Source organism: Pseudomonas sp. MWU16-30322, from assembly GCF_020515535.1.
GTDB classification, from domain to species: domain Bacteria; phylum Pseudomonadota; class Gammaproteobacteria; order Pseudomonadales; family Pseudomonadaceae; genus Aquipseudomonas; species Aquipseudomonas fluorescens_H.
On sequence record NZ_JAIWYL010000012.1, the window covers coordinates 107,785 to 133,516 of the forward strand.

Sequence of the window (25,732 nt, forward strand, 5' to 3'; positions counted from 1 at the left end):
GCGTTATAGCAAACCCGTACGCTCAAAAGCCAGCGGCTCCAGACTTTTCATCTGCACCAGCGTCAGCGGTGCGAAGTTGCGATCAAGCTGCAGCTCTGCGAAGCGATCGACACTCAGGCCGCCCTCGCGGAACAGTTTTGCCCGCACCGGCCCGATTGCCACGTCCTGAAACGACGCGGGCTGTTGTTGAAGCCAGTGGTAATAGTCGAGGCTCGCGCTGACCTGCCCTGCTCCACCTGCGCCCACCGCCGCCCGCGTAGCGCCCTTGGCGAACATCTCGTTGAGCTTGGTAAGTAGGACGAACGTGGTTCGGCAATTCGGGTGAAACGGTGGGCGCGGCCCGGAATCGACCGGGAATCGGCGCTTATCCATCGACCGACACTGCTGGCTGGTCTTGCTGTCCAGCGTGGCGACCATCTCAACCTCGGACACAATGTCCGTGTTGGCCTTGGCCACCTCCATGCGCGCCTGGGACGACACATGCTGAATCGCGGTATGCACCACCGTGCTGGCATTGCGGTTGGTGGTGGCAAGAACCCCGTCCTTGTAGCCGGTTGCCTTGCTACCACGGATGTTGCGGATGATCTGGAAGTTCGTCTGCCCTTCGAAGAAACCCTGCCGGATCGTGCCGGTGACGCGCTCGCACTCAGCACTGGTCCATCCCTTGATAAACGACTTCAGCAGCTTACCTCCGCCGGTGCCGCGCACACTGAGGGGATTGGTCAGCACCGCGGTGCGGATAGCCGCCGCCGTGGGCGCAACCACATCCAACGAGACACCCACCGGCGCCGACCGGGCCAGGCTCGACGCCTCAAACTCAGCCTCGTAGTTGGCGATGTCGATCAGGTCGAGGTTCAGTTGCGCGCTGTAACGGTCGAAGATGCCCAGCAGCAGACTGTCGACCTCTTTCAGCAGCACCTCCAGCCGCTTCACGTTGTACTCGGTCAGATCCGACTGAGTCAGCCGATCGCGGATCGAGCGGTCGATCTCTTTGAGGAAGGGAGCAAACTTGCCGACCTCCCCGGCCTTCAGCTTTTCGAGAAAGACCGCGTGCCGAATCGTGGCGTCAAGGATTGCTTGGTTTGCCGCCATCTACTTTGTCCTCGTCGTCCAGGCCCAAGCCGTCACTTTGCTCTGCCAGCTCACCATCGATCTGCTGATCTGTGCGTTCGGGCGCGATCAGGCCCAACTTGCGCAGGTACGCCCGAAGATCCGCTTTGGCGAAGCCGCCGTTCTGCCAGAGGCCGACCAGCGCGGTGATCATTTGCGGATCAGCCGTCAGTTCCACGAACTCCTGGTTGATCTGGTAAGCGACCTTCGCGTCGTCGACGCCCATGTAGGCGCAGCACCACATGATCGCGCGGGTGTACGCCTCGCTGACGTTCGCCACACAGCCGGCAAGCACCGACGTCGATGCCGACTGATCACCGCGGGCTTCGGTCGCCGTCTTGGATGAGAGAGAAGCCACGACCATTCGGGCGCCCAGTTCGATCATCATCTGGTTCTTGTCGGCCATTGCCTCTTTGACCAGCGTGTTCGGCAGCGGCTGGGCATAACCAAAGGCGCCACCGGTTGGCAGCATCATCGGCGCGCGGGAGCCGACATAAACACCGTTCTTCTCCATCCAGTCGCGCCACTGCTCGTCTAGACCGGAAATCCACGGCTGAGCTTGGCCACACCAGAAGACACTGTCCTCGTAGTCGGCGCTGTTCCGATAGTGGCCCAGGTTGATCATGGCGATATCGTAAAGCGGTGACTCGTCGATACTCGGGTCGTTGTTCTGCGCGCCGACAAAGGTGAATGGGATCTCCTTCAGGCGGCCGGCGGCGCCGGTGGGTTTGAACTCCTCAACAACAGCCAGCGGCCCGCCCCCTTTCGGCCCGGACCGGCGCCAAACGCGGCAGACAAAGCCACCATCCTCGAGAGCCAGTTCCCGGTATTGCTCTACCACCTTGAAGCCGAAGCCGTCTTCGATCTCCGGCGACTCGCGCAGCACCACCAGGGTCAGAACGCTGTGACCGTTCACCATGCCTGTACGCCAGTTGATGATGTCTTCTGCGCAGTACGACAGGATCACCGAGTGCCCACCGGTGCCGCTGTCTTGGTGATAGTCGACGTACAGACCATGCCGCCCAGCCTCAAGCACCTTTTCGAGCGTGCCCTGCGAATGCTGGTAGATGCTCACGCCGGAGCCGTTGGCGTTGTCCTGCAGGTACTCCATCTTCTTGGCGACTGTCAGCGTCGGATCTTTGTGAAACGCCAAACCGAGCAAGCCATTGCGCGTGTGACCGGTGGCGTTCTTGAACACCGCCCGTTCGCGATAGGCCTTGTTTCGGTCTACGTTCTCCGGCGACTTGTCGTGAGCGTTGATGTAAGGCAGTCGGTCGACAACCCGGTGCTGGCCAGCGCAGACATCGCGCACGGTCGACCAGCGATCCAGTACTTCTATGTAGTCCGCCCGCTTGAAGGAGACGTCGTTGCTCATCGGGCGTATCCCATTTTGATAGCGGTGACCGGTTTAATAATCGGGTACTCGCGGTGAATAAAGTAACCGCCGCCATCGTTGGCGTGGTCGTTACCTTGGCTTTTGTCCGGCTCACCGTTGGGCGCCCAGATCTGCTGCTCCAGGCCGTCGGCGTAGGTCGGGCAGGTAAACGGGTTGACCAGGTAACGCCGCTCGCCCTGCGCGTTGCAGAACATGGCGTTCATGGCGTTGATCCGGTCTTTCACTGGTGGGTTGGCCGCCGGCGCGATGACCGTGAAGCCTGCCTGCTTGAGCATGGCGATATCGGTAAGGCTGGCATTGACCGACTTGCGCGAATCGCCGGAGGCGTCTGGGTAGATGCGGATCTCGCAGGTCTTTCTGAAGTCGTTGCCGGTGTGCTCCCAGTACCGCTCCTTGATACGCCGGATCATGTCCGGCGTGTCGTAGCCATCCATCAACTCGTCCACGGCGCGCGGCAGTCCCTGATCACGCTTGACGTGGGTGATCGCCGCCATCTTGCCGACGTTGAAGTCCATGCCGATGAACAGCGGTTCGCCGGGCTGGACCGTGTCGAAGCACTGGTTCAGCTTGCGGTCGTAAGCGTGGTAGATCGACCCGGACGTCAGGTTGACGAACTGGCCGTTCAAGTACGCGCGGATCAACTGTTCGGGGTACGACTCCATCAGCGAGGCGATGTAGTCATCCGGCAGATTCAGCTCGTTGTCGAAGGTGCTGGCCTGGATCAGCCCATACATTTCCTTCAGCGCCGGTTTGTCGCGCAACTGCTTCACGAACTGGAGAAAGACGAACTTGAAGCCTTCCGGCGTCGTGGTCACGTCCACGCCGTTTTTCAGCCCAGGGATGTTGTAACGCATCCGGGCAATGATCTTGCGCCAGGCCTGCTGCGCCTTGATCGACGTCAGCACGTCCAGCTCATCCACCAAAGCGTGGCCGATCTTGAAGCCCACGATGGTCTGTGGCTTCTCCATCGACCGGCAGATCACAGTGCCGCGATACTGCCGGCCGCTGTAGATGTGAACCTCATGGTTCGCCTGGTTGATCTTGGTCTTCAGCCCCCAGTCGTAGGCCACCTCCTCCATAGTGGGATAGAAGATGTCGCGGATCTGCGGGTAAGTCGGAGCGAAGTAACCGGCGTTGACGCCCGGCCACTCCATGAAATGCTTGCTGAGCGCTGAGCATCCGACCCAGGTCTTTCCGGAGCCGAATCCAGCAACGAATGCGCGAAACTTGTGGGGCAACAGGAGGAACTGCGACTGCGGAACGTTAAGGCTCGGCATTCGGCTTCCTCGCATCCACTACGTCGACCTGAATGCGCGTCGGGATTGCCGGTTCGTCGTCAGGCTCATCCTTCCGATGGCGATTGACGTAGACGTCGCCGACTTCCTTCGCGGCCTGTTCAAGGATCTGCATGGCGAGGCCGATGTTCTTCATCGTCTCGGCCCGCTCGACAAACCGGTTCATGGCCCGAAGACGGTAGGCGCGGTTGGCGATCGGGATCTCGGCGGTTTCCTCGCGAAAGCGCTTGCGGGCGTCTTCAAACATCGTCACCCAGCGCTTGGCCAGGCCTTTCCCTGATGCCTTTGTGGGATCGTGCGTCTCTACCTGTTGGCGAGTCACCGTTATCCCGTATTCCTTTTGGACGGCTTCAACAACCTGTGACGGCGTGTCGAAGCACGCCAAGGCCTGAACGATAAAGGCCTTCACGTCGTTTTGAAGGGCTGCCATAGGTTTTCATCCGTCCAGAGCCTGTCCAGAATCAGGCCGACTTGAGCAGACAGGTTCCGCAGGCCCTCGATATGTTCATTTTCCCCACCTCAGCAGGATTGTTTGCAGCGTCCACCAGCTCTTGAACTGTTGGGCTTGCTCCATAGCGACGCACCACACCGACGAACTCCTCGACGTCGTGTCCGCGCATCTCAAGCTTTGGCAATCCGTCTTGGGTGAATGCTGGCTGGCCGTACTTATCGGTCGCTTGGGCTATGTGATACAGCTCGTGTTCGACCAATGCGCAGAAGTCAGCATCGGTACAGTCGGCGCAGTAGTCAGCAGCCAGAGTGATGATGAAAGCCGGCACGTCGCCGAACCAATCACGCATCTGTTGCTCCATACGGGCTTTCTGCCAGCCTCCGGTGCGGAACCCTACTTGCTCGGCCTGGCCAAGCACTGTCCTGCCCTGCTTCTCGAAGCTCGACGACGCCCACATGACCCGGATGTCTGCATCCAGCAGGTGAGCATGGTCTTCGTTGTAAATGCTGCCGGTGTCGGCAAGGATCTCGGCTTGGAGCCATTCCCACACTTCGGGAGCTGGGGTGAGGCTGATACCGAAGTCAGATAACTCGGATCTCGCGAGCATTGCGGATGACGGGAATGGTCTATTCATGCGCCACACTCATAAAACAAGACCCCGCATTGCGCGGGGTCCTGATTGCCTATCCTTCCAAGTCAATCTTCTTAAGCGTGAAGAGGGCGAAGTTTTCGTGCTGTGTCATGTCAGAACTATTGAACCATGTACATTTCGCTAACATCTCGCCGGTCCCCCACTCAGCGACAATATCATTCACCGTCATGCTCGGCCCGCCACTTTTAAGTGCAACAACATCACCTTTTTCAATATTAGACACTGCACAACTCCTTTTTAATGAGCTCGTATGATGATGCGCAAATGACATCATTTCAACCAGGCCTTAGCTAACCATGTTTTGGGTCTGGGCATGGGCATGGCCGTGGAGCAATCCAACGATCAGGCCCTGGGGCAGCCCGGCAGCCTTGGCGGCGTCCACGGCATCGGCAATGGCCTTGTCGAGAGCGCTTACAGCAGCGTTGACGTCCTGCCCCATGGGAAGCACATGCCGTAAGCGCGTGACTTTGCCCATCAGCTGAATGGATCAGCAGGCTTCGCGACAGAGCGCACAAACCACATGAAGCCTTGTTGCAAGTTCGTCTTGGCCAGTGCAAGCAGGCGCTGGTCAACACCTAGCCGGTGATTTTCTTGTGCTGGTTGTCCATGGGTGATTCCTCATGATTGCGCGCCACGATTTGGCGCATTCGAAAACATGGCGCGGTTTACTTGCTCCGGCGCTCGATACCACCAGGTGCCTTGTCACAGTGCAGGCAGTGCTCGCAGTTCAGCGTCCGGCACAGCCAGACCTTCACCCGCTGCCAGCATGTGACCATGAAGATGTGCCGGGAACCGGCCAGAGCCAGGGCGACATGCAAGGTCAGTCCGGCACTGGTCGGGCCGAAGAAGATGTTCTGGCTGCGCGCCATAACCACGAAGCCGCTAATGGCGATCGCCGAATAGATCAGCTTGCCGATGACGCCGTCCCGCACTCGACCGCTCAGAACACACCAGGTCGCCCACAAGGCAATCAAGCCGCAGGCGATAGAGTTGATCAGTTCAAGACTCATGGTGGATTGCCTCCCCCGAACCGCTGGCGAATGAGCGCCCAGAGGTCAGCGGCTTTGATGGCCCGGTTGATGGCTGCGAGCAGCGATCCGCCGAAGGTGCCCAACAGGAAGCCGACACCGGCAACGATGTTCGGCTCGGTCACGCCAAGGTATGCACTGACCATACCGGTCAGGTATAGGGCGCAGGCCACTCCAGTGGTGAGGAAGATCAGCCAGGCGCGCCAATCGGTCAGATCGTCCTTGTGCCACCAACTGGCGACGATGACGCCGAACAGGCCGGCGATCAGCAGATCCAATCTGTCGAGCAGGCGGTGCAAAAAGTCCATGCGCTCGACTCCGTGGGCATGAAGAAACGAAAAGGCCCCTGCAAGTGCAGAGGCCCTGAATAGGTGCGCTCGTCTTTCCGAGCTGTCTGCCAAAGGCCTTCTCAACGTCGACGCCCCTATGCATCGATCTCGCTGATCCAGTCTCGCGCCACCCCGAAAGCAAGTTTGAGGTCAGGGTGCACGGGCTGCCGGCGTTGATTCCGTACGTCGCACTATCCGGCTATCGACGTCCGGGCCTACCCGATGACTGTCCTGGCTCCAGAGGTTTTCAAGCGATAAAAAACCCCGCACAGAGCGGGGGGGGTTATTCAGAGTCTAGCTGACGTCACTCTTCTTGCACGTCTGGCATTTCCTCAAGCTCGAACCATGCATCGGAGACCGAAACGGCGATTATTTGAGCCGTCACACTGGGCTGGTTAGAGTCAGATTTATGCTTATTCACGGCACGAACGACCTTGCTATGAATGTCTTGAGGCGTGCACTTCTCGGTCTGACCCGTAATGACATAAGTCGCTTCCGGAAGCTTTCTCAACTTCCCACCCATGTCCTTTATCGTCCGCAAAAATCCCGCCGACTCCATTACTTCATGGAAGCCCTCGTATTCGTCACTCCCAGATAGCTGAACGCGAACGAGGAACGCTTTTTCATCATCTGGGAGAAAGGTGGTGTGGTCTTGCTGAAAAAGCATTTGCAGTGTCAAGCGCATATTAGAAATCGCCGATAGTTTTTAGTGGCACTTTAATATGGGCAATACGCGTATTTTCAAGGCTGAATAAAAAACCCGGCGATTTGCCGGGTTAGGAGTTGTCGTGCGCTGAATGTAAGTTGCGCAGTGTGGGAAAAGTACATCAAATTCCCCACCATGGCAACACCTTTATGCCGCATCCTCTGAATTTTCTGCGTGAATTACCTGCCAGATAGGTTGTTGAGCCTGAATATCCACTTCCTCGATGGACTTTCGCAGGAAATTCCAAATATCCAGCCAATCGCGATCCCAGTGCTTGGGCTGAATAGCGATGCCGTACAGCTTCATCATGGCGTCAGACACTCGAGCAGGGCCCCACGCATCACCGCCGTTCGCCTCAGCCTTGTAGGACTGCAGAGCGCAGGTGATCAGGCAATGCACCTTCGATGCCTTGGCATCCGTCAGCGCAGAAAAGTCCATATCGTTCCAGATCAGCTTCTCGGCGTTGAGCATGTGAACGACGGTCATGCATGGGTGGTAGAGGTAGTGCCCCAACTGTTGTACCTGGAACGGCAGCGACTCGATCGCCTTCTGCACCTTCCCCATGGTCACCAGGTGCGCAGCTCGATGCGTTGAACGGCCAATAGGCGTGCGGCGCGTCTCGGCAATGTGGATCTTCTGGCGCACGGCCATGATGCGCTCTTCTTTGTCATCGCCCTGGGCGGCAAAAATGACCTCTCGAAGCGCGGCCTTTTCCTTCCGGACGACGGTTGCGGATTTTGCCCGGTCAGCCGCTGCCGCACTGATTGAGGCGTTCGACTCATGCTGTGCGTCTGTCCACGCTTGACGTGCGTTGATCAATTTCATGCTGCCTGCCCCTTTTTCAGTTCTCGGGTCTTGGCCCGGTATTCGGCCTTGATGGTTTTGATTTCTTCAACGGTGTGCTTGCAGGCCTGATGAGGCCCTTCGAGCCAGGTCACCTTGTCGGCGCCGATGCGCTGCACCAACCGGATTCGGTACTCGACCGCGTTGCCGGACAGGTTGCGGTTGCACTTCACGCACTGGCGGTGGATGTTCAACGGCTCGAAGCGCAGCTCCGGACAGGCACCCACGGATCGGTAATGGCCGGCGTCCCAGCGGCTGCCGGTGATCAGGTCGTTGTCGTTCGGCATTGAGTCGCAGCTGATGCACGGTAGGTGCGCGTCACGCAGGCGGACGTATTCGTTCACCGCCGCCTGGGCTTCGCGCAGGTGGTCAGCCCTGGTCTTCAGTTTTTCTTTGCGGACTTTGATCTCGCGGCGGTCGCGCTGAGCGATTGCCTTCTTCGCCTTCTGCTCATTCCGGGGCGCGTCCTTCAGCGCGCAGGCTGGGCTGCAAACGGCCTGACCCAAGCGCGCGGGTACGAATGAGGCCCCGCAGGAGGCAACGCGGCATTTCTTCGGCTTGGGCGCCTTCTTTTCCTTGATGGCAGTCCGCATCAGTAGCGCCCTCCCCACTTGTCCTGCTCAGTCCAGCGCACTCCATGCTCGGCGCCGAAGGCATGCATCAGCTCGAACAGATCGCTGAACCACTTCTGCGACTGCTTGCGGGTCGATACGGCCATCACAACGAACCCACCGTCGAGGCCGGGCTCCGCGCGCTGCTTTTCAAGCGAGGCACTGAAAAGGCACTTCCAGTCCTCGTCGCTGAGCTTTTTGCCGTACCAGATAACCTGCTCGGATACGTCCTTGAGCATTGCCCACATCTTGCGGTTGCAGACGTCCGGGCGCTTCTCGTCGCGGATCACCACCACCTTTGGCTTGGTCAGGTCGATGGCGTGCAGGACTCCGGCGAGTCGATTGATGTCGCGCTGATCGCGGATCGTGTATTCGGGATTCATGGCGCCACCTTCACGCCCAGAGCCTCGACTTGTTCTTGGAGCTGGCCAGCAGCGCGCTGCAACGCCTCGACTTGTCCGCGCAGCGCAGCGTTCTCGGCAGTAATATGGCTGAGCTGGGTAGCGATGTGTTCTTCCAGCGAAACCTGATCACGCTGCCAGTCGATCTCGTCGTGGTAGTAACCGAAGCGCTCACAGAGGCTGCGGTGGAAGTTTTTGAAGCTGGCCTCAGCTTGCTTTTTCTGTTCAGTGGTATCGGTCATTGAGCCGCGCTCCCTGCTTTCAATTGTTCGGCCTGCCGAATCAGCAGCGCCCGGCGATCAGCCAGTTCATTGGCTTCCAAAATTCGCAGTTCTATTTTTTCCTCGTCCGTGGCTTTGCGCATCGCCAGCATCGAGTCCTTCACCGCGGCGAGCTTCTCGCGCAGTTTTGGGGAAGGGCGAGCGATCTCACCGGTGAGCAGCGCAACGACGGCCCGACCGTCTTCAGTGACCGGCGCGACACTCAAGTCGGCTAGGTACTGCTGAGCGCGCTCCTGTGGGATTCGCTGCATTTGCACAGCTTTGGTGATTGCCTGTGTGCGGCGGTTGGCGTCGAAACCGACAGACACATGCCAGTTCACCTCCTTGCCGTCCTCCCGGGCTTGCCCCACCAGGCGCTCGTAAGCGCTGTTAAACGCCATGCGCGCACCGACCTTGTCGCCGGCGTCGAGGACAGGTTTCGCCGCAGCCAGCGCGAGCTGGATTTCGTCGGTCAGCACCACGGTTTCAAATTCATCGTTGGTGGTCATGGCGATCGCCCATGCTTCGTCCTTGCCCGGGCGGCCGTCAGCGGCCTGCACTCGCTGGAGAATGTCGGCCATCGCCAGCTTGCCCCTCACCTCGAAGCGGCAGGCCTTCAGCGCAGCTTTCACGGCGGGCACCGAGTAAGCGCAAAGGTCTTCAGCCATCATCGCCGCAGTGCCTGGGTTTATTTCCTGACCCATGGCCTCGGCGGTGGCGCAGATCGCGGCGGCGAGGCCGGCAACCTGGTGATCGTTCATTTCAAAGGTACTCATTGCGCTCCCCTGCTTTGCGCTTCGCCAAAACCATTTGCGCGGCCTGTTCGGCGGCGGAGACGTTCGCCTCAGTGCGTTCCATCTGGCGTGCGGTTGTCCCGTTGATGCGCTGACCGGTCACCCACTGGGTGTGGTAGCTCTCGGCATTTGCCAGCAGTTCGTTGAGGCTGTGGCACTTGCGCAGGACGGCGGCATCGCTGGTTTTCAGGTAGTGCGCGGCGACGTGATGAGCGACATCAGCGCCGAGGCGGTCGACCAGTTGGCCGAGCTGGCCACCGACCTTGGCGTTCCACACCGGCCAAGTGCTGTAGCGCTTGCGGTAGGCCATGGCGTAGTTCGCCCAGACCTTGAAGGTTCTGCAGGACTGGTCTTTCGGGCCCGGCATGTCAGCGGGAATCTCGACCCGTGGCGTATCGGTGCGATCAACCACCAGCACTAGGTTGCGGGACTGAGCCGGCACAACATCGGCGGAAGCCGGGGGTGCAATTGGTTCAATGACCGGTTCATTGACTGGTTCAGAAGAGTGACTGGTTCTGGGTGCAGCTCCTGCACTACCCCCTAGTGCAGGAGCTTCACTAGGGGGTGAACCTGCTGCACCACCCTGGTGAATCTGCTGCACTACCCCTGGTGCAGGATGTGCACCACCATCAAGGGTCAGGAAGTAAACGTTCGACGAGTTGCCCTTCGGCCCACCCTTCCTAATTTCCTTGCGCAACAGCCCTGACTCACACAGCGCGCTGATGTGGTTCATAACGGAACGCTTGCTGATCTCGCATTGATCGGCAATATGTTGATAGGAGGGCCAGCACTCCCCCATATCACTCGCATTGTCTGCCAGCTTGATGAGGACCAGCTTACGCAGTGGGTTACCGACGCGAAGCTTCATAGCGGCGACCATAAGGCCCATGCTCATGCGGCACCTCCGGCGATACCGCGAAAATCGATGGTCTGAACACCCTTCCAGCTATTGCAGGACATGCACAGTGTTTGAAGATTTTCCATGGATGCTTCGCCACCCAGGCTCTCTGGAATGACATGGTCAGCTCTCAAGCGGAGTCGTACCGAACAGCCACAGCGCAGGCAGACATGCCCATCTCGAGCAAATACGCGAGCACGCAAACCTGAGGGGATCGGCTTCTTCTTCGTTCGACGGCGAGGTGGCTGCACCGGCGGCTGATATGAACTGAAGTGCCCCATGCGATCCGGATTCCACTTGATCGCCTTCTCGGTCAGGCGGAACAGCGTGATGTTCGAAGTGCTGGAAAGCTCAATCAGACCGGCCTCTTCCAAGGCCTTCAGCATGCGGTAAGCAGTGTCTGGCTTGTCAGTGAGCAGCGGCAGCTCCTCGATGATCTTGGCCTTGCTCAGCGCGAAGAAGATCCCGTCGTCAGTCTTGATTGGCTTGGTCCAGCTCGGGCAGCCGTAGACGAAGGCGAACAGCAATGCTTGCTGAGAATTCAGCCCCCATTCCAACGCCTTCACCTGATTGATCGTGACGGTGAACTGCATGTCAGGTGTTCCTGACGCTAGGCGTGAAAGAGATGCGTGACACGTTTTGCGAATTCTGAAACTGTGTCGCGACATTGTTCGGGGTATTGCTCGAAATTGGTTGGCTCTGCATAATCGGGCCTCTCTAGTTTTGCGAATCAGCCGACCTTCTCCGTCGGCTTTTTTGTGTCTGAAACTCAGGCTGCCTTCACGGACTGCTTGAATACTTCCAGACTGACGATCACTTCCTCAGCCTCCTTAAGCAGGCTCTTTTTTTCGACCGAGCAGACTCGCCCATCGGCCTGTGCATCGAACGCAAGTCGGGTGACGTCGGCAAGATCAGCATGCAGCCGCAGAAGCGCGGCGTTGAGATTGATGCCTTCCGGCTTTTCCTTTGGAACCAGATCGAAACCGAAAGCCTCCGCCCATGCTGCAAGCGGACGAAAGTCTTGGGTGAACTTCATGATTCGGTGAAGTTCTTCCACGTTCATTCGGTGGCTGTCGTAGTCCGGGTTCGCCTTCTGGGAAAGCAACGTCCGTGATTTGAAGTCCGCGCCTTCGGCGATTTTCTTAGTGCCGTGATCATCAACCACGTCATAGATCGCCTTCATCAATGCCTGCATGTAACACCTCAAATTTCTTTACGTAGCGCTCTGCCGATGCAGAGGCGATGATTTGCTCAATGGAACTGCGGACCAGAAGGTCGATCAGCTAGCTAAGCGCTGACTCTGCGAAGGAAATGCCCTCACCTCCTCGGCTGTACAAATCCCATTAGGGTGAGGCGTGACATAGATGTCACGGCCAATACGAATGGCTTTACTAATGGCGCCCTGCGTCATCCCCAACAGAGCGGCAGCCTCGCTCTGTCCGAGCCAGCGAGCAAAATCAGTGATGTGAATTCGGTTCATGGGAATAATCTCCGTGGTTCTCACACACAAATATTACCTATGGCATTTTTAAAAGTAAATGCCATTGGCATTTGGTGAGTATTACCGTAAGGAATAAGATTCTGGGATGACCAAAAAAGCACTCGATCCGTCCCGCAAAGCTGAATGCGAAAAACTCAAAGCGCTATTCACCTCAAAGAAGCACGCGCTGGGATTGACGCAGGAAAAGCTGGCCCACGCCCTGGAGATGAACCAGAGCTCAGTCAGTCATTACATGAACGGTGTGAATCCACTGAATGCGCCTGTGGCGGCCGCGTTTGCCAAAATTTTGGGGATCGATGTTGCTGACTTCAGCCCTCGGCTTGCCAAGGAAATAGCCGACATGGCGAGCGGTGTTAGCATTTCTACGCCCCATGCATTCGATGCGAACGTAGAGCTGGCTACTGGACCAGCGCGTTATTACGAATATCCGGAGATTAGTTGGGTGCAGGCTGGAGTTGCGTGCGAGGCAATGGATCTGTTCAGTATTGGCGACTTCGAGGCGACTCATCCGTCAGATGCCTGGGCTGGACCGAATGGTTTTTGGCTCAAGGTTCGCGGCCCGTCGATGACCTCTACGAACGGTATGAGCTTCAGTGAGGGGATGATTATCCTTGTTGCACCAGGGAGTGACGTCGAAAGCGGGCAGTACGTGGTAGCAAAACTCATCGACACCAATGAAGCGACGTTCAAGCAGCTGGTTAGAGATTCCGGCAAAGCGTACTTGAAGCCATTGAACCCGGCTTTTCCTACAATAGAAGTGGATAATACCTGGACGGTAGTGGGTCGAGTTGTTGACGCAAAATGGCCTAGATCAGTGCTGTAGAAGAACCAAAAAATCGGATCACGATAAAGTAAAAAGGACTTTTCATGAAAACTGTCTGGGCGTTCCTGTTTGCTGTTTTGGTGGCAGGAGGTGGATGGCTCGGTTGGACTCAGTATAGGAGCAGCGAGGAGAGAGCACTCGCCATCGAAACGGTCCAAGCCTCTGTCACTCAAACAGAGCGCCAGCTAAAAGCCCGCAAAGAGAACGGGATCACATTTGGGGAATACCTCAAGAGTAGTGCAGCGGCAATAGAGCAGCTGGATGCCAGCATTTCAAAACTTGAAGCGCACTCTTGGCACTACCACCCTTCTGATCGAGATGTTGCAGTCAAGTTCTTGGAGCAATGCAAAGTTATCGTCCGGTCCGACCAGGCTGACACTCGCCTACTGATGGAAGCTGGTGATGCAAGGAAGCAGTTAGATCAGTCGCAAAAAGAGCTCAACGAAGCCGACACTCCGGAGGAGATCGACTGGAGACTAAAACGATACAGTCGAGCCTCTGATGAGCTAGTTGCGGTCATGCAAAAGCAAATCGAAGTCATCAAAGAAAGCATAGGCAAAATTGAGCAGTTCATTGCGGCTGATGACTCGGTGAAGCAAGCATTCGGAAAAGATCAAGGATTTGCAGACACCACGATCGCGTCGATGAAGAAATACATTGCGTCAGAACGGCCCAAGAAGGCTGACAATGGCTAGATCATAAATCGCAGCAAGACCCGCCAACGAGCGGGTTTTTTTCTGCGCATCAAAAATAATATTGCCATCGGTATTGACGATAAATAATGCCATCGGTATTGTTTGTGCATCGCAGCGACACACGGCCACTGCGAAGGGCCTCAAGAGACCCGCCGCTCTTTAACAATCTGATGGACGCCGAGCTGGCCGATGCATAGCCAGCGGACGTACCGCGCAACGGTACGCAGCGATTCGACCTCATGTCGGCGCTGGGCACAGGAAGCCTCATTCGGAGGGCGTAGCTGGAGAGGCTGCGTGGTGATCAGTACAGCGGCTTGGCCCTCACGGGCGCCTGGAAAGTCACGGACGGGAAAGCGACCGTTGGCCTGTGCAAGAAATAGAGACCACCTGCCCGCAATAAAGCGGGCAGGAAGCTCTCCAGAGAGCCTTGAAAAGGGCTTTGTGGAAAGCTAACTACTTACGACGCCCGCCACCGGGTGATCCGCCGCCGACGGGCCGCCCCTTGTGCTCGTAATAGCCGGAGAGGATATGCATTTCTTCCCTTTTGATCCGCTGCTCAAGAGCTCTGATCTCGCCGGGCATTCCTGCTCCGCGCCCTGGCGGCATTTCGTCAAAACGCTTTTTTAGTTTTTCCAGATTACTACGGAACCGCTCGAGCCTTTCTTGGGGGGATTCGTCTGGATCGTTCTTGGTTGTCATTTACGCCTTCCTAGTCCCGGGGCCCCTCCCGGAACAATGTGCACAAATGAAAAATCAACGGGGCTTCTTTGATGGATTCCCAAGTCGATTGACCTTGAGAGATCTTGGCAGTGGTTGCACTGCACCGGAATGAAGTAAAGCTCATCATCTGCCTTCGCGGGCTTGCCGCAATCGCGGCACGCTGCTGTTGCAGGCGGCCTTTGAGTTGTTTTGACGGTTACCGGCTTTCTCCGCGCAGCTTTGCGCCGGACAGCACGTTCGGCTTTTCGCTGGAGCTTTTCAGCTTTCGCCGCTTCCTGCTTTTCAGTTACGTCGAGTTGAGCAAATGCCTTTTTCAGCTCATGCGTAAGCAGATCGAAATCCATCAATCACCCTCCCTTGGAATCCACAGAGTAGCACCAGTCCATGCAGGCTCTGGAACCTGCCGGACTCCCCATATGGGAGGACGCCAAACCATGCAAGCCAGCCCGCGAAGAACACCGAACACGAAATGTGTGACGCCGGCCAGGTGGGGAAACCGCGGCGCCGCGCATGGGGCGGAGAAAGACCACAGATTTACTGATGCCGCTTCGATGAGGCGGCATCAGTCCACAGCGCAGAGCCCTCCTTGCCCTGAGTCTTGAATGAAGGGGACAGTCAGGGAGAGCTCTGCGGTGTGGATTGAACAAATCGACCGAGTAGAAAAATTGAATTAGCCAGTTGTCCGCCCGGTCAAGAACATTGAACGCAGAAAATCTGACGAGGTGACAGCAATGACTATCCAAGCAGAGACACTCGTACAACTGACCGAAGCGCTCCAAGAGCGAGGCATGAATCTGGTTTCAGATGTTCACTTCACTCGCGCGCCATACCGGGAAGATCACCGCTGGATTTGCATCGTAGAGTAACCATGCTTGTTGCCGGCGGCTCGGACTATCAATCCACCGCCGGCTCCACTACCCCGCTACGCCTTTTCCCTTCAGCCCCACCGGCGCGCGATTCCCTCTATGCCAAGAGACACTCACCGGAGCGGATAGCTGCAGTCGGGCTTTTTGGGGGGATCAATGACGCAACTCCTCCAACTTGAGATGGTGCTACCGGCATGGTCAAATGAGTAATGGCCTTTTGCTACGGTAATCTCAATTGAAACAGAATCGCGGAATCATCATATTTTTTTCGGCAATGACCTTGCTCTTTATCTTGGTACAGGTATGGCACGCAAAATCTGGCCCGGAAGAGAAAAAGCAGGAGCGGGAGCGCCAACTCAAGGGGCTCGCGCTCATCATGAGTGTCCAGTCCGGAAAAGTATCCGACGATTCAACCCGCGTCGATTCTGTGACCTACAGCGATGAGGTCATGCGTATCTCTTACACACTCACAAAAGTTACGAAAGACGAAATGGATTCTGATGAATTCACCAAGGACGCAAGAGCGCTTGCAGCCTCTGCATTCTGTAATGAAAAAGGTTTAGGGCAGTTCGTGAAATCGGGGCTTTCCATTGACCTTCTCTACAAAGATTCAACCAGCTCACCGATAGTCGAGTTTCAGATAGGCAAGTCCGACTGCCTCTGAAGCCATCCCCAAAGCCCGCCTCTCTCGCGGGCTTTTTTCTGCGTGTCGTATCCCAATGAGTCCGCGCAGCTAGGCATCAATCTCCCGACCAATCTCGAATGCACTCCCCTCCGCGCCCAACGGCAACCAGCGGAGCGGATGAGTGCATCCGAGTTTTGTTGGATCAACACCCCGTCACTCTGGAGACGACCATGTCAGCTCTACGCAAGCCCATCCCGGAAGACGACTTCCTCGATACGGAGGCAGGTCAGGAATGGCTGACCGAGTCGGTCGACGATCTGCTTTATCGACGCCACGTCGAGGCGCCAAATCCGGTAGGTCGCAGCAAGGTCCTGGTCAACGCTGACCACTTATCGGAGGCGCTGGCGGATCACATGGCCGCGAACCCTGATCCCGATCGGTACATCGAGAAAATCCTGATCGAACTGATCTGTCGCGGGGATGGCGGTGTACTGCACAAGTGGGCCATCGAAGCCGTCGGCGGTGATCCGCAGATAGTTCGAACGTTAGCCGGCGACTTGGTCGCGGTGCACGCCAACGAATACCGAGATGCCAAGCGCGAAAGCGATCGCGTAGAGCGGGAGTGCGGGTTTTGAGCCCTCACATCCTGATCGACCAAGCCCTAGAAGGTGTGTCGGCGCCTGCCGGCGAAGAAGACATCAGCCTGCTGGTACAGGGCCTGATCACCCGCCTCTTCACCGACGGCGCAATCACCACCGACGAATTCAACCACTACTGCAAACGCCTGCGTGACACCTGTCAGCGGCGCAAGGAGGACGCATGAGTACGGCACCGGTTAAATCTCTGATCGACGAGCAGCTTGAGGACATCGAACACAAGATCGCCCTGCTCGGCTTCGGCCTTCCCTTTAACGAGGTCATCGGTCGCAAGCGCGAGGACCTGGTCGCGAGTCTCCCGCAGCGCTTGGCGCCTTCCATGAAGGGTAAGCGCATCGCCGTAAGAGTTCGGCCGTGACCGGTCGCCAATGGGCGCGCCGCCTGATCATCTGGCGCGGCTCGCTCTCTTCGCTCGGCGTTTTCACCTTCCTGATGCTGCTCAGCGCCTTCGCCGACCGCATCACTCAATAAACAAAGCATTCAATAGCTGCGCTGGGCGCGGCAAGGATTCCCCATGTCCGCAGTAATGAAACAGGCTGATCATCTGCCAGCCATTTCCGAGGATGCACTCGTCGAAGTGCTAAGCGGAAGCCTGTATCCAGGCGCGGCGCACAACTCGGTTGTGATGGTGCTGGCCTACTGCAAGGCGGCCCAGCTCGACCCGATGCTCAAGCCGGTACACATCGTCCCGATCTATCAAAAAGGTCGCGGGATGGTCGACACCGTCATGCCCGGCATCGGCCTGTACCGCATTCAGGCCGCTCGGACCGGGCAATACGCCGGAATCAGCGATCCCGAATACGGCCCCCCGATCACTGCCAAGCTGGGCGGCGTCGAGGTCACCTATCCCGAGTGGTGCCGAGTGACGGTAAAGCGCCAGATGTCGAACGGCCTTGTCGCCGAGTTCACGGCCAGCGAGCGCTGGCTTGAGAACTATGCCACTGCCAGCAAGGACACTGTCGCCCCGAACTCGATGTGGAAGCGCAGAGCATTCGCCCAGCTCGCCAAGTGCGCCGAGGCACAGGCGCTGCGCAAGGCGTTCCCCGAGGTCGGATCGGCGCCGACAGCGGACGAGATGGAAGGCAAGACGTTCGACGAGGCTCCGCGCGATGTGACGCCGCAGCCGTCGGCAGTCAAGGAACCTGCTCTAAATCCTGATTACTCGGACGAAAAGTTCGAGTCAATGCTCCCTACATGGCAAGGCGGCATTGACCAAGGGAAAACCAATCCCGAAACACTGATCGCGTTTCTTCAGTCTCGCTACACGCTGAGCGACTCGCAGATCGATCGAATCAAACGAATGGAACCAATCGACGGAGACGCAGCATGAAAATTCACAACGTAGCTCAAGGCTCCGCCGAGTGGCACGCATTGCGCGCTCAGCACTTCACCGCCTCCGAGGCACCCGCAATGATGGGCGCTTCGAAGTACCAGACCCGCACCGACCTGCTGACCATGAAGAAAACCGGCATTGCGCCGGAGGTCACTCAGGCGCAGCAGTACATCTTCGACAAAGGCCATGCAACTGAAGCGCTTGCCCGGCCACTGGTTGAAGTCATAATCGGCGAGGAGCTGTATCCAGTCGTGGGCACCGACGGCAATATGCTCGCTTCCATGGACGGCGCGACGATGCTGGGCGAGACCCTTTTCGAACACAAGCTCTGGAACGAATCGCTTGTGGCCCAGGTGAAAGCCGAGGCGCTGGAGCCGCACTACTACTGGCAACTCGAACAGCAGCTGTTGGTGAGCGGCGCCGAGCGCGTGATTTTCGTTTGCTCAGACGGCACCCCTGAAAACTTCGTGCACATGGAATACCGACCTGTCGCTGGACGGGCCGCGCAGTTGGTGGAAGGCTGGAAACAGTTCGAGGCCGACCTGGCCAACTTTGAATTGGCCGAGGCGCCTTCTATTGTCGTCGGCAAGGCCCCGGACGAGCTGCCAGCGCTGCGCATAGAACTGACTGGCATGGTTACCGAGAGCAACCTCAAGGTGTTCGAGGAATCGGCTTTGGCGGTCATCGACTCGGTGAAGACCACGCTGGTGACAGACCAAGACTTTGCCGACGCCAAGAAGGCCGTGAAATGGTGCGGCGATGTCGAGCAGGCAGTCGACGCTGCGAAGAAGCAGGCTCTTTCGCAGACCCAGAGCATCGACGAGCTTTTCTCTGCACTGACCCGGATCAGTGCTCACGCCCGGGACACTCGCCTGAAGGTCAACAAACTGGTGCAGGCTCAAGAACTGCTGGTGAAAACCAACATCAAGCAGAAAGCAGAGCAGTCGCTGGCAGAGCACGTCGCAGCGATCAACAAAACATTGGGCCGAGTCACCCTGCCGGCGGTCGCCGGAGACTTCGCCGGCGCCATGAAGAACAAGCGCACGATCGCCAGCTTGCAGGACGCCGTCGATACTGAGCTGGCCCGGGCGAAAATCGCCGCGAGCCAAGCCGCCGGCGCAATTCGCCTGAACCTAGCCAGCTTGGCCGAGCTGGCGGCCGATTACGCTTTCCTGTTCAACGATATTCAGCCGCTGGTGATGAAAGCGAACGACGATCTGATCACGCTGATCAGATTGCGGATTTCGGAACACCAGAAAGCCGAAGAGCAAAAAGCCGAAGCGCAGCGCGAGCAGATCCGTCAGCAGGAGTTGAAGCGCATCGAGGATGAAGCGAAAGCCAGCGCGCCAATTGAGCCAGCACCAGTCAACAGCCCGGCACCGGTGAAAGCCGCCGCATCGGTTCAGTCTCCGTCGAAACCAGCAACCTCAACCGCGGTGCAGGTGAACCTGCAAGCTCAGGTGTTCGATCTGGAAGCGCTGATCCATGCCATCGCTGGCGGTCATGCTCCAATCTCGGTTCTGACCGTGGACTGGGAGAAACTCGACGCAATGGTCGCAGCCCAAGGCGACAAGTTCAGCATGGCCGGTGTGAGGCTGGTCAAGGTGGCAGCGTGATCTGCCTCAAGCCTTGGTCGATTGAGTGAACATCCAGCCGAATGCAACCACGCCGATGATGGGTCGTATCAGATCTCCGGCTGAGGCCATGCCGGAAAACACCTGCAGCCCGGTAATGACCATCACCGCCAATGCCGCGAGAATGCCAAATGCTGCGATCCAGCGAAAATACCTTGGAAACATTGCGCAACTCCCTTGTGAAGGGGCGGCATCGTAATCGCATTTAGCCATCACTTCAACCTACGTTATCGAGACGGATCACGGAGTGTTGAAGCTTAAAGTTACTGAACTGGCTGGACTTGCCGGCCAGCGGAATTGAAGAGGTAGGCCATGGCAAAGACTGGACAAGAACGATCGGCGAAGGCCGCGCTGAAGCGGATCGAATTCGACGAGAAAGAATTGCGGCACCGTTGCCGGCTTGGCACTCGACTGACGCTGGAAGAGCTCATGGATTGGAGCGAAGACACCGAACAGGCCTCAGTGATTGAGGGTTGCCTGCGTTACGTTCATTCGCTTGGGCGTGACGGTGCGCGGGAGGCGCTGAAAGCGCGACACGAAATCGTGATTAGCGAAAACGTGGCGCGAGAATTCCGAAACCAGAGCCTTGCTGAGCTGAAACGAGATCCGGGCGATGAGTTTATACCTCCAGATCAATCTCCATCGGCGCTCCGTGCTCGATGATGCCGAACCATTCGAATTGACCGATCGTCTCTAAGGCAGTGTTCAAAATCTCATCGGCTACTTCATCGAACTGCTCTACAGAAGGGCAGAGTTCGAAATTGCAACAGCAGCTGTTCGAGTCATAAAACAAGCTGACGACTCGGCTTTGTAGTTCCTTTTTAGCGATCGCAACGCAGAAGTTGAGCATCTCAGCTAGCTCATATGCCTTGCCATGGCGGGTAGAGATGTTGATCCCATATGCATTCAAGGAATCAACTGAAACATTGGACTCGCGCATTTTTACTCCTTGTCCGGCTCCGTGCCGGTCACCCGTAATACCCCAACCCAAACCAAATTGCCACCACCGGTCACGGAGGGCGGCTCCTGACTGGAGATAATCCATGGACAAGAACACGAAGATCCTGATCCCGGAAATCCCCGGCGAGTGGACTGAACGCCTGCGGTCAGGGAAAACGAACATCTGGAACGAAGCCAGGCATGGCAAGCCACACACCAATGGCTTGCCGGAGGTCAGGCTTGACCCTCCCGAAACAGGGCTTTATGCCGATCGTATCGATGGCGCCTGGTATTGGGTGTCCGGTTGCGCCAAATGCAACGGCACTGGCGAAAAGTGGAGCTACAGCGTCTGCGATAAGCACAATGTGTGCAGGCTGTGCAGCACTCACCGTTCGAATCTGACGGAAACTCCGTGGGGCCATCCGGAGGGCTTTACCTGCAAACCCTGCCAAGACGCCGAAGACGCAGTTGCGAAAGCACAGGCCTTGGCCAAGGTCGCCGAAAGCGAATACGACGAGTGGGACTATCGCCTCCAAGACGAATGCAAGTGCCCGCATTGCGCAACCGTCATCCACATCGAGACGGAAGATTACGGCGACAAAAACATGTCCTGTGATACCTGCGGCGGCGAGTTCGAGCTGGTCACCGAATACACCGTTCAGTTCACCACCACCGTGATCGGCGAGCGCATCACCGCCTGAACCTGCTCCATGCCGGGCCGAACACAAATACCCACTTATTCGAATCACGCCAGCTAAAAAGGCGATCGCTAACTCTCACCTTATAAGTTTTGACTTCAGATACTTTTCAATGACGGCTAGTGCCGAGTTGAATTCCGACTTGAAAAAATCAAACTCGAAATCCGGATCTGAATAAATAATATCCCTCTGCTTTGCCAATATCTTATTATATGACGCTCTGAAACTATCTGAAACGTTAGGATTTTGCGCATTTAAAAATGCACGAATATATGCATCAAGTTCATTCTCGAGTTTGTAGAGAGGTTTAAGTAGCTCTTTCAGATTCCCTCCCCACACCGCTTCGATCTCAAGCAATGCTGCGTTAAGCGGAGCTCGAACATTACGCACCTCCCTTAACCTCCGCGTGTAGGCGCGACAGGTCTCGTTAAACCTTTCTATGCGCGGATCGACATGCGGACTTTCGTTATCGTCGGGTCTAGTTTCGCTGGCCCAGATTGTTGGGGAACGAACAAGATCAAGAGCATCCCGGTATCGATATAGATCTATCAAGGTACGACGCGCGAGCTCGTGATCGCCAGCGCCTTTTATTTGTTTCCTCCAAGTAGCCAATCCTTGGTGCCCGAAATAGGCAGCGGCGGCTACACCAAGCAGCGCACCTACCGAACCAAGAACTGATGCAACATCCTTAGTAAGTTGCCAATCGATATCAGAAATAGCCATACAAATCGACATCCTATCTATCCCTAAATTCCAGATACCAATATACCGGCGAGGATCCCCAATGTCCGCAAAACAACCCCGAATCGTCTGCCAGTTCAGCTGCGGCGCTGCCTCGGCGGTGGCTACCAAACTGGCATTGGCACAGTACGCGCGACACACGAGGTGCAGATCATCAATGCGTTTTTAGCAAACGAGCATGAAGACAACCGGCGGTTCATGCTGGACTGCCAGGAGTGGTTCGGCCAGGAGGTTGTCCAGTTGCGGGACGAGAAATACGGCGCCGACATCATCCAGGTGATTCACCGCGAGCGGTTCATGAAGGGGCGGAACGGTGCTCCTTGCACCAAGTTGTTGAAACGGCGCCTGCTCGACGCCTGGAAACAGCCTGGAGACGTCATGGTGTTTGGCTACACCGCCGAAGAGGTTGACCGGCTTGAGGACTTCCGAGAACGAAATCCGGACCGACCGGTCATAGCGCCGTTGATTGACGCAGGGTTAGGGAAAGAGGACTGCAAGGCAATGGTACTGCGCGCTGGCATAGAACTGCCGCTGATGTACCGCCTGGGCTACGACAACGCTAACTGCATCGGCTGCGTGAAAGGTGGCGAAGGCTACTTTCGAGCGATCCGCGAAGACTTCCCAGAGCAATTTGAAGAGCTTTGCCGTGTCCAGGATGAACTTGGCCCAGGTTCGTACCTGCATCGCGACCGCAAGACCAACATCCGATTCTTTACGCGACCTTCCGCCTGGTAAACCCCGCCGAAACGAGGCGTTACCAGCTTGCTCTTTCTTTTGCGAGATAGCTGAAGCCGACTATCAACCAAGCGGTGTAGACATAACGTCGGGCACAGCGTTAGCCGGTATAGGGTGACCAACTTGAGCCTTTAATTTGCGATGCAGAACACGATGACAGTTGGCGCACAGGCATCGCAATTGATCAAGGGTCGTCTTGTGCCGCTCGCCCATATCTGCGACCTGTATCGCTTCATGATGAACTTCAATACAAGCCACCCCAAAATCGCCATACGCTTCGACAGGATCTGTTCCACACTCCTCGCAGAATAGCCGGCCATGCTTCTTGATAAATGAAGCTTTCTTAGCTTTAGAAAGACCCGGTGAGCGTTCACGTTTCAGGTGGTACACCAGCTTGACTTGGCCCTCGGCCCACTCCCTATCCTCAGTGTCTATTGGTATTTCGAGCGTCTCGACTTGCTCGCCTTTCGGGACGATTTTGTAACCCGCTGCTTCCAGCAGCTCGAAGCAAACAGTTCCCTTGCCCGCGGTGAAGTGGCGAGGCTTGAGAGTGAACCCTAGAGCGGCCGTTGCAGCAAGTCCAAACACCTGCTTCGGTGCGAGTCGTTTCCCTTCATCAACCAACAAATCATAATCAATCGACGGCCCAAACTCCTCCGAGTTCGCGCCCTGAAGCAGACTTTGCACCGCCTCCCAAATATAGTCAGGGGTTACACTGCGTAATTGCTCTGCTGGTAAACGGCGGTGCTCCTGCCCTGGCACATCCACTTGTGACGGAGGTGTAACCCGAATTGTTGTCAACGCTTTTAAATCGCGATCCGCTACCAGACCCAGTATCACTCCACCTAACGCCGGAGAAATACTTGCGAGGTAACACCCCTGATTTCCATCGCCATTTTTCTGTAATGGGGAATGCTTCTCTGGCAGAAGGTCCGCCAAAGCATCTAAGTGTAATTTTGGAGAAATTGGATGATCCAGCCTGGCCCACTTGATAGGCACCATCCAGCCAAGAGCTTGCCAGTATTCAGCGGCCTGCCAATGACTGTCGGGGATAGGCTCTTCGCGGTGTGCATCCGACGCAACGCCTACTGCCTTTATTAGCCCATCCGCATACGAAATTACTACATCACCGGGACTCACGAGAGTGAGATTCAGATACGTCTGGTTGGCCGCACCATTACGCTTTTCTTTTGGAGACCAAATATATCCGCCAGCGTACTCATCTAGATGAGTTTGCTTATGATTAACCCACCAGTAGCGCCGCATGGGCTTTGCCGAGCGATTTGAGGTTCGGTGAAAAACTGCGGTTTCATTTGCCCTGTTAACGGATTCACATTCCCAACCAGCAGCGATCCATAAGTGAGCCCACGTGTGGCTATCCTCCGTACGCGAGTTCGCCCACCAAGCGTCATGATTCCGTGCACTAGGCGGCAGGCCATTGACTAGCGCATCGATCTGACCAAATGCCAGTTGGACAGAGTCCTGCGCCTGGGCTTTCAGATAGTCTGCTAAGGGCGCGTATTTACTCACTGCTCACCTCCTTGTTTGAAGGTGGGAGCATATTGACATCACCTACCAACCGCAACAGCCTCAGCCCGTCGCCAATGGCAGCGCTGGCACCGGCCAACGGCTCCTGACGCTCCGAAGAGCGCCAAGCACGCGCCGCCTAACCCCTTATCAGGTTGTGTTGTTTTGCTGCGAACGTTGAAAGGTTTGGTACGTCACCTGTTGCCCGATTGGTTGCAATCCAAATCCGTGTCGCCTCCACCTCGAGGCTCTGTTTATTTGCATCCAGCTCAGCCAGAAGAGTTCCAGATATCCGATACCGGCCACATCCGTCGCAGTTCCAATCCTGATAATCGCCAAGTGGAGCAATGTCCTCAGCCGGTTCATTGCAAATTCGACATGCCATTTTCTGCACTCCTTGTGAATGACCATTCAACTGTAGCTGATCCCTCACCACCCTCCACCGCCCGGGCATGCCCCGGCATAGGACGCCCCATGCCCACAGAAAACAAATCGGTCGAGCCGCTGCCGTTACTGGCGACCGGCGCCGAGCCAAAGCCCTACCCTGACCGTTTGTGCCATGTCGACTACACAGCACACCCATATCGTTGCGGGTGCTTGAGTGGCGACGAAGAGACACAGCGGCGTTTTGACGAATACCGGCGCGACATCAAGCAGGCGACAGCTGAGAGTGAAGTTGCGCGACTCACCGCTGAGCGTGACGCCCTGCAGCAGCGCCTGAGCGCAGCGGATCAGCGGATTGATGAGCAGGCAGGGTTGCTGCGGCGCTGTGTGATGGCCGTCCGAGAGCAGCATTGTGATCCGGACGAAGCGGAGTTCGACCTTCCTGCGGAGCTTATGGCTGATATCGATGCCCAGCTTTCCGCCAGCACCGAGTCGGGACAGGATGATGATTGGCACATGAACCCGTGCAAGCAAGGTCACCGCGATGTCGGCGCCTCGGGCGGTGTGGCAGCGTGCAATCAGTGCAACGAGAAGATTGAAGCAGCCACCACGCAAGAAGCCTTCGAGCGCTGGAACGCGACACACCCGCCACCGAATCAGTTGGATCCCGATAAGAGTACATCTGTACTCCGCCCGCAAAAATTACTCCCACCCCCCTTCAAAGTCAGCCAAATATCAGGAAGCGAACATTCAGCCCGACGATAAGTAACGCAGTCCAGGGAGCGGGTGTGCGCATCACGCCGAACAGAAGAAAAATAAAAGGGTTCATCATGCCACCCACAACAAAAATGAGAGACACGCCTTTTGGCTTGCTTGGATCAAATAGCTGCCAGACTGCTAACCCCATCCAGACGGCCCAAAAGAAGTACATCGCCACGCCATCGACGCGGAAGAACGCACGCTTGAACGTCTCTCCAACCTTATCTGTCTCGTTGAGCATCTGGGCCACCGCAATAACTGACTCTTATCGATAGTAGCCGTAGCTTCAAAAACCTCTACTCCCTCCCCATTCAAAGTCAGC

The 25,732-nt window shown here is 56.8% G+C and carries 38 protein-coding genes and 1 pseudogene; 12 read left to right on the forward strand and 27 right to left on the reverse strand.

The features are described 5' to 3' along the window. Nucleotides 1-3 precede the first annotated feature (3 nt). The 20 genes and pseudogenes from LCH64_RS23560 to LCH64_RS23655 form a co-directional block, all read right to left on the reverse strand. Entirely contained in the window at nt 4-1,092 is a 1,089-nt protein-coding gene (locus tag LCH64_RS23560; protein WP_226501415.1) for a minor capsid protein, read from the reverse strand. Beyond that, nucleotides 1,067-2,485, reverse strand: a complete 1,419-nt coding sequence (locus LCH64_RS23565) for a DUF4055 domain-containing protein (protein ID WP_226501416.1) — start codon at nt 2,483-2,485, stop codon at nt 1,067-1,069. The genes LCH64_RS23560 and LCH64_RS23565 overlap by 26 nt, the downstream gene beginning before the upstream one ends. Next, the gene (locus LCH64_RS23570) at nt 2,482-3,783 is read right to left on the reverse strand and encodes a terminase family protein (RefSeq protein ID WP_226501417.1); all 1,302 of its coding nucleotides are present in this window, start codon (nt 3,781-3,783) and stop codon (nt 2,482-2,484) included. The genes LCH64_RS23565 and LCH64_RS23570 overlap by 4 nt, the downstream gene beginning before the upstream one ends. Beyond that, the gene (locus LCH64_RS23575; protein WP_226501418.1) at nt 3,770-4,231 is read right to left on the reverse strand and encodes a DUF2280 domain-containing protein; all 462 of its coding nucleotides are present in this window, start codon (nt 4,229-4,231) and stop codon (nt 3,770-3,772) included. Before LCH64_RS23575 ends, LCH64_RS23570 begins: the two co-directional genes overlap by 14 nt. 31 nt (nt 4,232-4,262) lie before the next feature. Further along, the gene (locus LCH64_RS23580) at nt 4,263-4,886 is read right to left on the reverse strand and encodes a putative metallopeptidase (protein ID WP_226501419.1); all 624 of its coding nucleotides are present in this window, start codon (nt 4,884-4,886) and stop codon (nt 4,263-4,265) included. 49 nt (nt 4,887-4,935) lie between these two features. After that, on the reverse strand, nt 4,936-5,127 hold the full coding sequence (locus LCH64_RS23585) for a DUF2158 domain-containing protein (protein ID WP_226501420.1): 192 nt from the start codon (nt 5,125-5,127) through the stop codon (nt 4,936-4,938). A gap of 63 nt (nt 5,128-5,190) precedes the next feature. Continuing rightward, entirely contained in the window at nt 5,191-5,379 is a 189-nt protein-coding gene (locus LCH64_RS23590) for a hypothetical protein (protein WP_226501421.1), read from the reverse strand. Nucleotides 5,380-5,569: 190 nt separating this feature from the next. Beyond that, nucleotides 5,570-5,914: a hypothetical protein gene (locus LCH64_RS23595; protein ID WP_226501422.1), complete on the reverse strand. Its 345-nt coding sequence runs from the start codon at nt 5,912-5,914 to the stop codon at nt 5,570-5,572. Continuing rightward, nucleotides 5,911-6,240, reverse strand: a complete 330-nt coding sequence (locus LCH64_RS23600) for a hypothetical protein (protein WP_047297555.1) — start codon at nt 6,238-6,240, stop codon at nt 5,911-5,913. Before LCH64_RS23600 ends, LCH64_RS23595 begins: the two co-directional genes overlap by 4 nt. Nucleotides 6,241-6,565: 325 nt before the next feature. After that, complete coding sequence (locus tag LCH64_RS23605; protein WP_226501423.1) at nt 6,566-6,946, reverse strand: hypothetical protein; 381 nt, start codon at nt 6,944-6,946, stop codon at nt 6,566-6,568. Nucleotides 6,947-7,114: 168 nt separating this feature from the next. Beyond that, complete coding sequence (locus LCH64_RS23610; protein ID WP_226501424.1) at nt 7,115-7,792, reverse strand: hypothetical protein; 678 nt, start codon at nt 7,790-7,792, stop codon at nt 7,115-7,117. Then, nucleotides 7,789-8,403 (reverse strand): recombination protein NinG, encoded by a 615-nt coding sequence (locus LCH64_RS23615; RefSeq protein ID WP_226501425.1) that lies wholly within the window; start codon nt 8,401-8,403, stop codon nt 7,789-7,791. The genes LCH64_RS23610 and LCH64_RS23615 overlap by 4 nt, the downstream gene beginning before the upstream one ends. Continuing rightward, complete coding sequence (locus LCH64_RS23620; RefSeq protein ID WP_226501426.1) at nt 8,403-8,804, reverse strand: recombination protein NinB; 402 nt, start codon at nt 8,802-8,804, stop codon at nt 8,403-8,405. The genes LCH64_RS23615 and LCH64_RS23620 overlap by 1 nt, the downstream gene beginning before the upstream one ends. Next, nucleotides 8,801-9,064, reverse strand: coding sequence for a hypothetical protein (locus LCH64_RS23625; protein WP_226501427.1), 264 nt, complete (start codon nt 9,062-9,064; stop codon nt 8,801-8,803). Before LCH64_RS23625 ends, LCH64_RS23620 begins: the two co-directional genes overlap by 4 nt. Then, complete coding sequence (locus LCH64_RS23630) at nt 9,061-9,858, reverse strand: hypothetical protein (RefSeq protein ID WP_226501428.1); 798 nt, start codon at nt 9,856-9,858, stop codon at nt 9,061-9,063. The genes LCH64_RS23625 and LCH64_RS23630 overlap by 4 nt, the downstream gene beginning before the upstream one ends. Continuing rightward, entirely contained in the window at nt 9,845-10,771 is a 927-nt protein-coding gene (locus tag LCH64_RS23635; RefSeq protein WP_226501429.1) for a helix-turn-helix domain-containing protein, read from the reverse strand. Before LCH64_RS23635 ends, LCH64_RS23630 begins: the two co-directional genes overlap by 14 nt. Next, nucleotides 10,768-11,055: an HNH endonuclease gene (locus LCH64_RS23640; RefSeq protein ID WP_226501522.1), complete on the reverse strand. Its 288-nt coding sequence runs from the start codon at nt 11,053-11,055 to the stop codon at nt 10,768-10,770. The genes LCH64_RS23635 and LCH64_RS23640 overlap by 4 nt, the downstream gene beginning before the upstream one ends. A gap of 9 nt (nt 11,056-11,064) precedes the next feature. Next, nucleotides 11,065-11,367: pseudogene (locus tag LCH64_RS23645) on the reverse strand (phage replication protein); the annotation flags it as partial. A 176-nt stretch (nt 11,368-11,543) separates the two neighbouring features. Beyond that, the gene (locus LCH64_RS23650) at nt 11,544-11,969 is read right to left on the reverse strand and encodes a phage regulatory CII family protein (RefSeq protein WP_226501430.1); all 426 of its coding nucleotides are present in this window, start codon (nt 11,967-11,969) and stop codon (nt 11,544-11,546) included. Between the two features lie 84 nt (nt 11,970-12,053). Further along, nucleotides 12,054-12,254 (reverse strand): Cro/CI family transcriptional regulator, encoded by a 201-nt coding sequence (locus LCH64_RS23655; RefSeq protein WP_226501431.1) that lies wholly within the window; start codon nt 12,252-12,254, stop codon nt 12,054-12,056. Between the two features lie 106 nt (nt 12,255-12,360). Between LCH64_RS23655 and LCH64_RS23660 the strand changes: the two genes are divergently transcribed. Then, nucleotides 12,361-13,098, forward strand: coding sequence for a S24 family peptidase (locus LCH64_RS23660; RefSeq protein WP_226501432.1), 738 nt, complete (start codon nt 12,361-12,363; stop codon nt 13,096-13,098). Nucleotides 13,099-13,142: 44 nt separating this feature from the next. Then, nucleotides 13,143-13,793, forward strand: coding sequence for a hypothetical protein (locus LCH64_RS23665; RefSeq protein WP_226501433.1), 651 nt, complete (start codon nt 13,143-13,145; stop codon nt 13,791-13,793). 453 nt (nt 13,794-14,246) lie between these two features. Here the strand turns inward: LCH64_RS23665 and LCH64_RS23670 are convergent, their stop codons facing one another. After that, nucleotides 14,247-14,492 carry a hypothetical protein gene (locus tag LCH64_RS23670; protein WP_226501434.1) on the reverse strand — a complete coding sequence of 82 codons (246 nt, stop codon included), beginning with the start codon at nt 14,490-14,492 and terminating at the stop codon, nt 14,247-14,249. After that, on the reverse strand, nt 14,489-14,857 hold the full coding sequence (locus LCH64_RS23675; protein WP_226501435.1) for a hypothetical protein: 369 nt from the start codon (nt 14,855-14,857) through the stop codon (nt 14,489-14,491). The genes LCH64_RS23670 and LCH64_RS23675 overlap by 4 nt, the downstream gene beginning before the upstream one ends. Nucleotides 14,858-15,614: 757 nt before the next feature. Between LCH64_RS23675 and LCH64_RS23680 the strand changes: the two genes are divergently transcribed. The 6 genes from LCH64_RS23680 to LCH64_RS23705 all read left to right on the forward strand — a co-directional run bounded on the left by LCH64_RS23680 (nt 15,615) and on the right by LCH64_RS23705 (nt 19,609). Next, nucleotides 15,615-16,043, forward strand: a complete 429-nt coding sequence (locus tag LCH64_RS23680) for a hypothetical protein (RefSeq protein WP_226501436.1) — start codon at nt 15,615-15,617, stop codon at nt 16,041-16,043. A 191-nt stretch (nt 16,044-16,234) separates the two neighbouring features. Further along, nucleotides 16,235-16,639 carry a hypothetical protein gene (locus LCH64_RS23685; RefSeq protein ID WP_226501437.1) on the forward strand — a complete coding sequence of 135 codons (405 nt, stop codon included), beginning with the start codon at nt 16,235-16,237 and terminating at the stop codon, nt 16,637-16,639. Further along, the gene (locus tag LCH64_RS23690) at nt 16,636-16,827 is read left to right on the forward strand and encodes a hypothetical protein (RefSeq protein ID WP_003225301.1); all 192 of its coding nucleotides are present in this window, start codon (nt 16,636-16,638) and stop codon (nt 16,825-16,827) included. The genes LCH64_RS23685 and LCH64_RS23690 overlap by 4 nt, the downstream gene beginning before the upstream one ends. Continuing rightward, entirely contained in the window at nt 16,824-17,018 is a 195-nt protein-coding gene (locus LCH64_RS23695; protein ID WP_095135460.1) for a hypothetical protein, read from the forward strand. The genes LCH64_RS23690 and LCH64_RS23695 overlap by 4 nt, the downstream gene beginning before the upstream one ends. Before the next feature lie 168 nt (nt 17,019-17,186). Further along, a complete protein-coding gene (bet, locus tag LCH64_RS23700) occupies nt 17,187-17,990 on the forward strand; it encodes a phage recombination protein Bet (RefSeq protein WP_226501523.1) in 804 nt (267 codons plus the stop codon). Further along, on the forward strand, nt 17,987-19,609 hold the full coding sequence (locus LCH64_RS23705; RefSeq protein ID WP_226501438.1) for a YqaJ viral recombinase family protein: 1,623 nt from the start codon (nt 17,987-17,989) through the stop codon (nt 19,607-19,609). Before bet ends, LCH64_RS23705 begins: the two co-directional genes overlap by 4 nt. Before the next feature lie 6 nt (nt 19,610-19,615). Here the strand turns inward: LCH64_RS23705 and LCH64_RS23710 are convergent, their stop codons facing one another. Beyond that, on the reverse strand, nt 19,616-19,840 hold the full coding sequence (locus tag LCH64_RS23710) for a hypothetical protein (protein ID WP_226501439.1): 225 nt from the start codon (nt 19,838-19,840) through the stop codon (nt 19,616-19,618). A gap of 99 nt (nt 19,841-19,939) precedes the next feature. On the opposite strand from LCH64_RS23710, the gene LCH64_RS23715 reads away from it, so the two are divergent. Next, the gene (locus LCH64_RS23715; protein WP_226501440.1) at nt 19,940-20,290 is read left to right on the forward strand and encodes a hypothetical protein; all 351 of its coding nucleotides are present in this window, start codon (nt 19,940-19,942) and stop codon (nt 20,288-20,290) included. Here LCH64_RS23715 and LCH64_RS23720 read toward each other — a convergent pair. Next, on the reverse strand, nt 20,247-20,672 hold the full coding sequence (locus LCH64_RS23720; RefSeq protein ID WP_226501441.1) for a hypothetical protein: 426 nt from the start codon (nt 20,670-20,672) through the stop codon (nt 20,247-20,249). The two genes, LCH64_RS23715 and LCH64_RS23720, sit on opposite strands and share 44 nt — an antisense overlap. Here LCH64_RS23720 and LCH64_RS23725 point away from each other — a divergent pair. After that, nucleotides 20,671-21,267 (forward strand): hypothetical protein, encoded by a 597-nt coding sequence (locus LCH64_RS23725; RefSeq protein WP_226501442.1) that lies wholly within the window; start codon nt 20,671-20,673, stop codon nt 21,265-21,267. The genes LCH64_RS23720 and LCH64_RS23725 overlap by 2 nt on opposite strands. Nucleotides 21,268-21,342: 75 nt before the next feature. Here LCH64_RS23725 and LCH64_RS23730 read toward each other — a convergent pair whose 3' ends face one another. Further along, nucleotides 21,343-21,987 (reverse strand): hypothetical protein, encoded by a 645-nt coding sequence (locus LCH64_RS23730; protein WP_226501443.1) that lies wholly within the window; start codon nt 21,985-21,987, stop codon nt 21,343-21,345. A gap of 162 nt (nt 21,988-22,149) precedes the next feature. Here LCH64_RS23730 and LCH64_RS23735 point away from each other — a divergent pair, with 162 nt between their 5' ends. Next, complete coding sequence (locus LCH64_RS23735; RefSeq protein ID WP_226501444.1) at nt 22,150-22,740, forward strand: hypothetical protein; 591 nt, start codon at nt 22,150-22,152, stop codon at nt 22,738-22,740. Between the two features lie 63 nt (nt 22,741-22,803). Here the strand turns inward: LCH64_RS23735 and LCH64_RS23740 are convergent, their stop codons facing one another. Next, complete coding sequence (locus LCH64_RS23740) at nt 22,804-24,270, reverse strand: hypothetical protein (RefSeq protein ID WP_226501445.1); 1,467 nt, start codon at nt 24,268-24,270, stop codon at nt 22,804-22,806. 471 nt (nt 24,271-24,741) lie between these two features. Here LCH64_RS23740 and LCH64_RS23745 point away from each other — a divergent pair, with 471 nt between their 5' ends. Next, a complete protein-coding gene (locus LCH64_RS23745; protein ID WP_226501446.1) occupies nt 24,742-25,416 on the forward strand; it encodes a hypothetical protein in 675 nt (224 codons plus the stop codon). Here LCH64_RS23745 and LCH64_RS23750 read toward each other — a convergent pair. Continuing rightward, entirely contained in the window at nt 25,376-25,651 is a 276-nt protein-coding gene (locus LCH64_RS23750) for a hypothetical protein (RefSeq protein ID WP_226501447.1), read from the reverse strand. The two genes, LCH64_RS23745 and LCH64_RS23750, sit on opposite strands and share 41 nt — an antisense overlap. Between the last annotated feature and the right edge of the window lie 81 nt (nt 25,652-25,732).

Coding starts and splice junctions, on each gene's coding strand:
- LCH64_RS23560 (WP_226501415.1), bottom strand. CDS start 1,092: ATGGCGGCAAACCAAGCAATCCTTGACGCCACGATTCGGCACGCGGTC.
- LCH64_RS23565 (WP_226501416.1), bottom strand. CDS start 2,485: ATGAGCAACGACGTCTCCTTCAAGCGGGCGGACTACATAGAAGTACTG.
- LCH64_RS23570 (WP_226501417.1), bottom strand. CDS start 3,783: ATGCCGAGCCTTAACGTTCCGCAGTCGCAGTTCCTCCTGTTGCCCCAC.
- LCH64_RS23575 (WP_226501418.1), bottom strand. CDS start 4,231: ATGGCAGCCCTTCAAAACGACGTGAAGGCCTTTATCGTTCAGGCCTTG.
- LCH64_RS23580 (WP_226501419.1), bottom strand. CDS start 4,886: ATGAATAGACCATTCCCGTCATCCGCAATGCTCGCGAGATCCGAGTTA.
- LCH64_RS23590 (WP_226501421.1), bottom strand. CDS start 5,379: ATGGGCAAAGTCACGCGCTTACGGCATGTGCTTCCCATGGGGCAGGAC.
- LCH64_RS23595 (WP_226501422.1), bottom strand. CDS start 5,914: ATGAGTCTTGAACTGATCAACTCTATCGCCTGCGGCTTGATTGCCTTG.
- LCH64_RS23600 (WP_047297555.1), bottom strand. CDS start 6,240: ATGGACTTTTTGCACCGCCTGCTCGACAGATTGGATCTGCTGATCGCC.
- LCH64_RS23605 (WP_226501423.1), bottom strand. CDS start 6,946: ATGCGCTTGACACTGCAAATGCTTTTTCAGCAAGACCACACCACCTTT.
- LCH64_RS23610 (WP_226501424.1), bottom strand. CDS start 7,792: ATGAAATTGATCAACGCACGTCAAGCGTGGACAGACGCACAGCATGAG.
- LCH64_RS23615 (WP_226501425.1), bottom strand. CDS start 8,403: ATGCGGACTGCCATCAAGGAAAAGAAGGCGCCCAAGCCGAAGAAATGC.
- LCH64_RS23620 (WP_226501426.1), bottom strand. CDS start 8,804: ATGAATCCCGAATACACGATCCGCGATCAGCGCGACATCAATCGACTC.
- LCH64_RS23625 (WP_226501427.1), bottom strand. CDS start 9,064: ATGACCGATACCACTGAACAGAAAAAGCAAGCTGAGGCCAGCTTCAAA.
- LCH64_RS23630 (WP_226501428.1), bottom strand. CDS start 9,858: ATGAGTACCTTTGAAATGAACGATCACCAGGTTGCCGGCCTCGCCGCC.
- LCH64_RS23635 (WP_226501429.1), bottom strand. CDS start 10,771: ATGAGCATGGGCCTTATGGTCGCCGCTATGAAGCTTCGCGTCGGTAAC.
- LCH64_RS23640 (WP_226501522.1), bottom strand. CDS start 11,055: ATGGGGCACTTCAGTTCATATCAGCCGCCGGTGCAGCCACCTCGCCGT.
- LCH64_RS23650 (WP_226501430.1), bottom strand. CDS start 11,969: ATGCAGGCATTGATGAAGGCGATCTATGACGTGGTTGATGATCACGGC.
- LCH64_RS23655 (WP_226501431.1), bottom strand. CDS start 12,254: ATGAACCGAATTCACATCACTGATTTTGCTCGCTGGCTCGGACAGAGC.
- LCH64_RS23660 (WP_226501432.1), top strand. CDS start 12,361: ATGACCAAAAAAGCACTCGATCCGTCCCGCAAAGCTGAATGCGAAAAA.
- LCH64_RS23665 (WP_226501433.1), top strand. CDS start 13,143: ATGAAAACTGTCTGGGCGTTCCTGTTTGCTGTTTTGGTGGCAGGAGGT.
- LCH64_RS23670 (WP_226501434.1), bottom strand. CDS start 14,492: ATGACAACCAAGAACGATCCAGACGAATCCCCCCAAGAAAGGCTCGAG.
- LCH64_RS23675 (WP_226501435.1), bottom strand. CDS start 14,857: ATGGATTTCGATCTGCTTACGCATGAGCTGAAAAAGGCATTTGCTCAA.
- LCH64_RS23685 (WP_226501437.1), top strand. CDS start 16,235: ATGTCAGCTCTACGCAAGCCCATCCCGGAAGACGACTTCCTCGATACG.
- LCH64_RS23695 (WP_095135460.1), top strand. CDS start 16,824: ATGAGTACGGCACCGGTTAAATCTCTGATCGACGAGCAGCTTGAGGAC.
- bet (WP_226501523.1), top strand. CDS start 17,187: ATGAAACAGGCTGATCATCTGCCAGCCATTTCCGAGGATGCACTCGTC.
- LCH64_RS23705 (WP_226501438.1), top strand. CDS start 17,987: ATGAAAATTCACAACGTAGCTCAAGGCTCCGCCGAGTGGCACGCATTG.
- LCH64_RS23710 (WP_226501439.1), bottom strand. CDS start 19,840: ATGGCTAAATGCGATTACGATGCCGCCCCTTCACAAGGGAGTTGCGCA.
- LCH64_RS23715 (WP_226501440.1), top strand. CDS start 19,940: ATGGCAAAGACTGGACAAGAACGATCGGCGAAGGCCGCGCTGAAGCGG.
- LCH64_RS23725 (WP_226501442.1), top strand. CDS start 20,671: ATGGACAAGAACACGAAGATCCTGATCCCGGAAATCCCCGGCGAGTGG.
- LCH64_RS23720 (WP_226501441.1), bottom strand. CDS start 20,672: ATGGATTATCTCCAGTCAGGAGCCGCCCTCCGTGACCGGTGGTGGCAA.
- LCH64_RS23730 (WP_226501443.1), bottom strand. CDS start 21,987: ATGGCTATTTCTGATATCGATTGGCAACTTACTAAGGATGTTGCATCA.
- LCH64_RS23745 (WP_226501446.1), top strand. CDS start 24,742: ATGCCCACAGAAAACAAATCGGTCGAGCCGCTGCCGTTACTGGCGACC.
- LCH64_RS23750 (WP_226501447.1), bottom strand. CDS start 25,651: ATGCTCAACGAGACAGATAAGGTTGGAGAGACGTTCAAGCGTGCGTTC.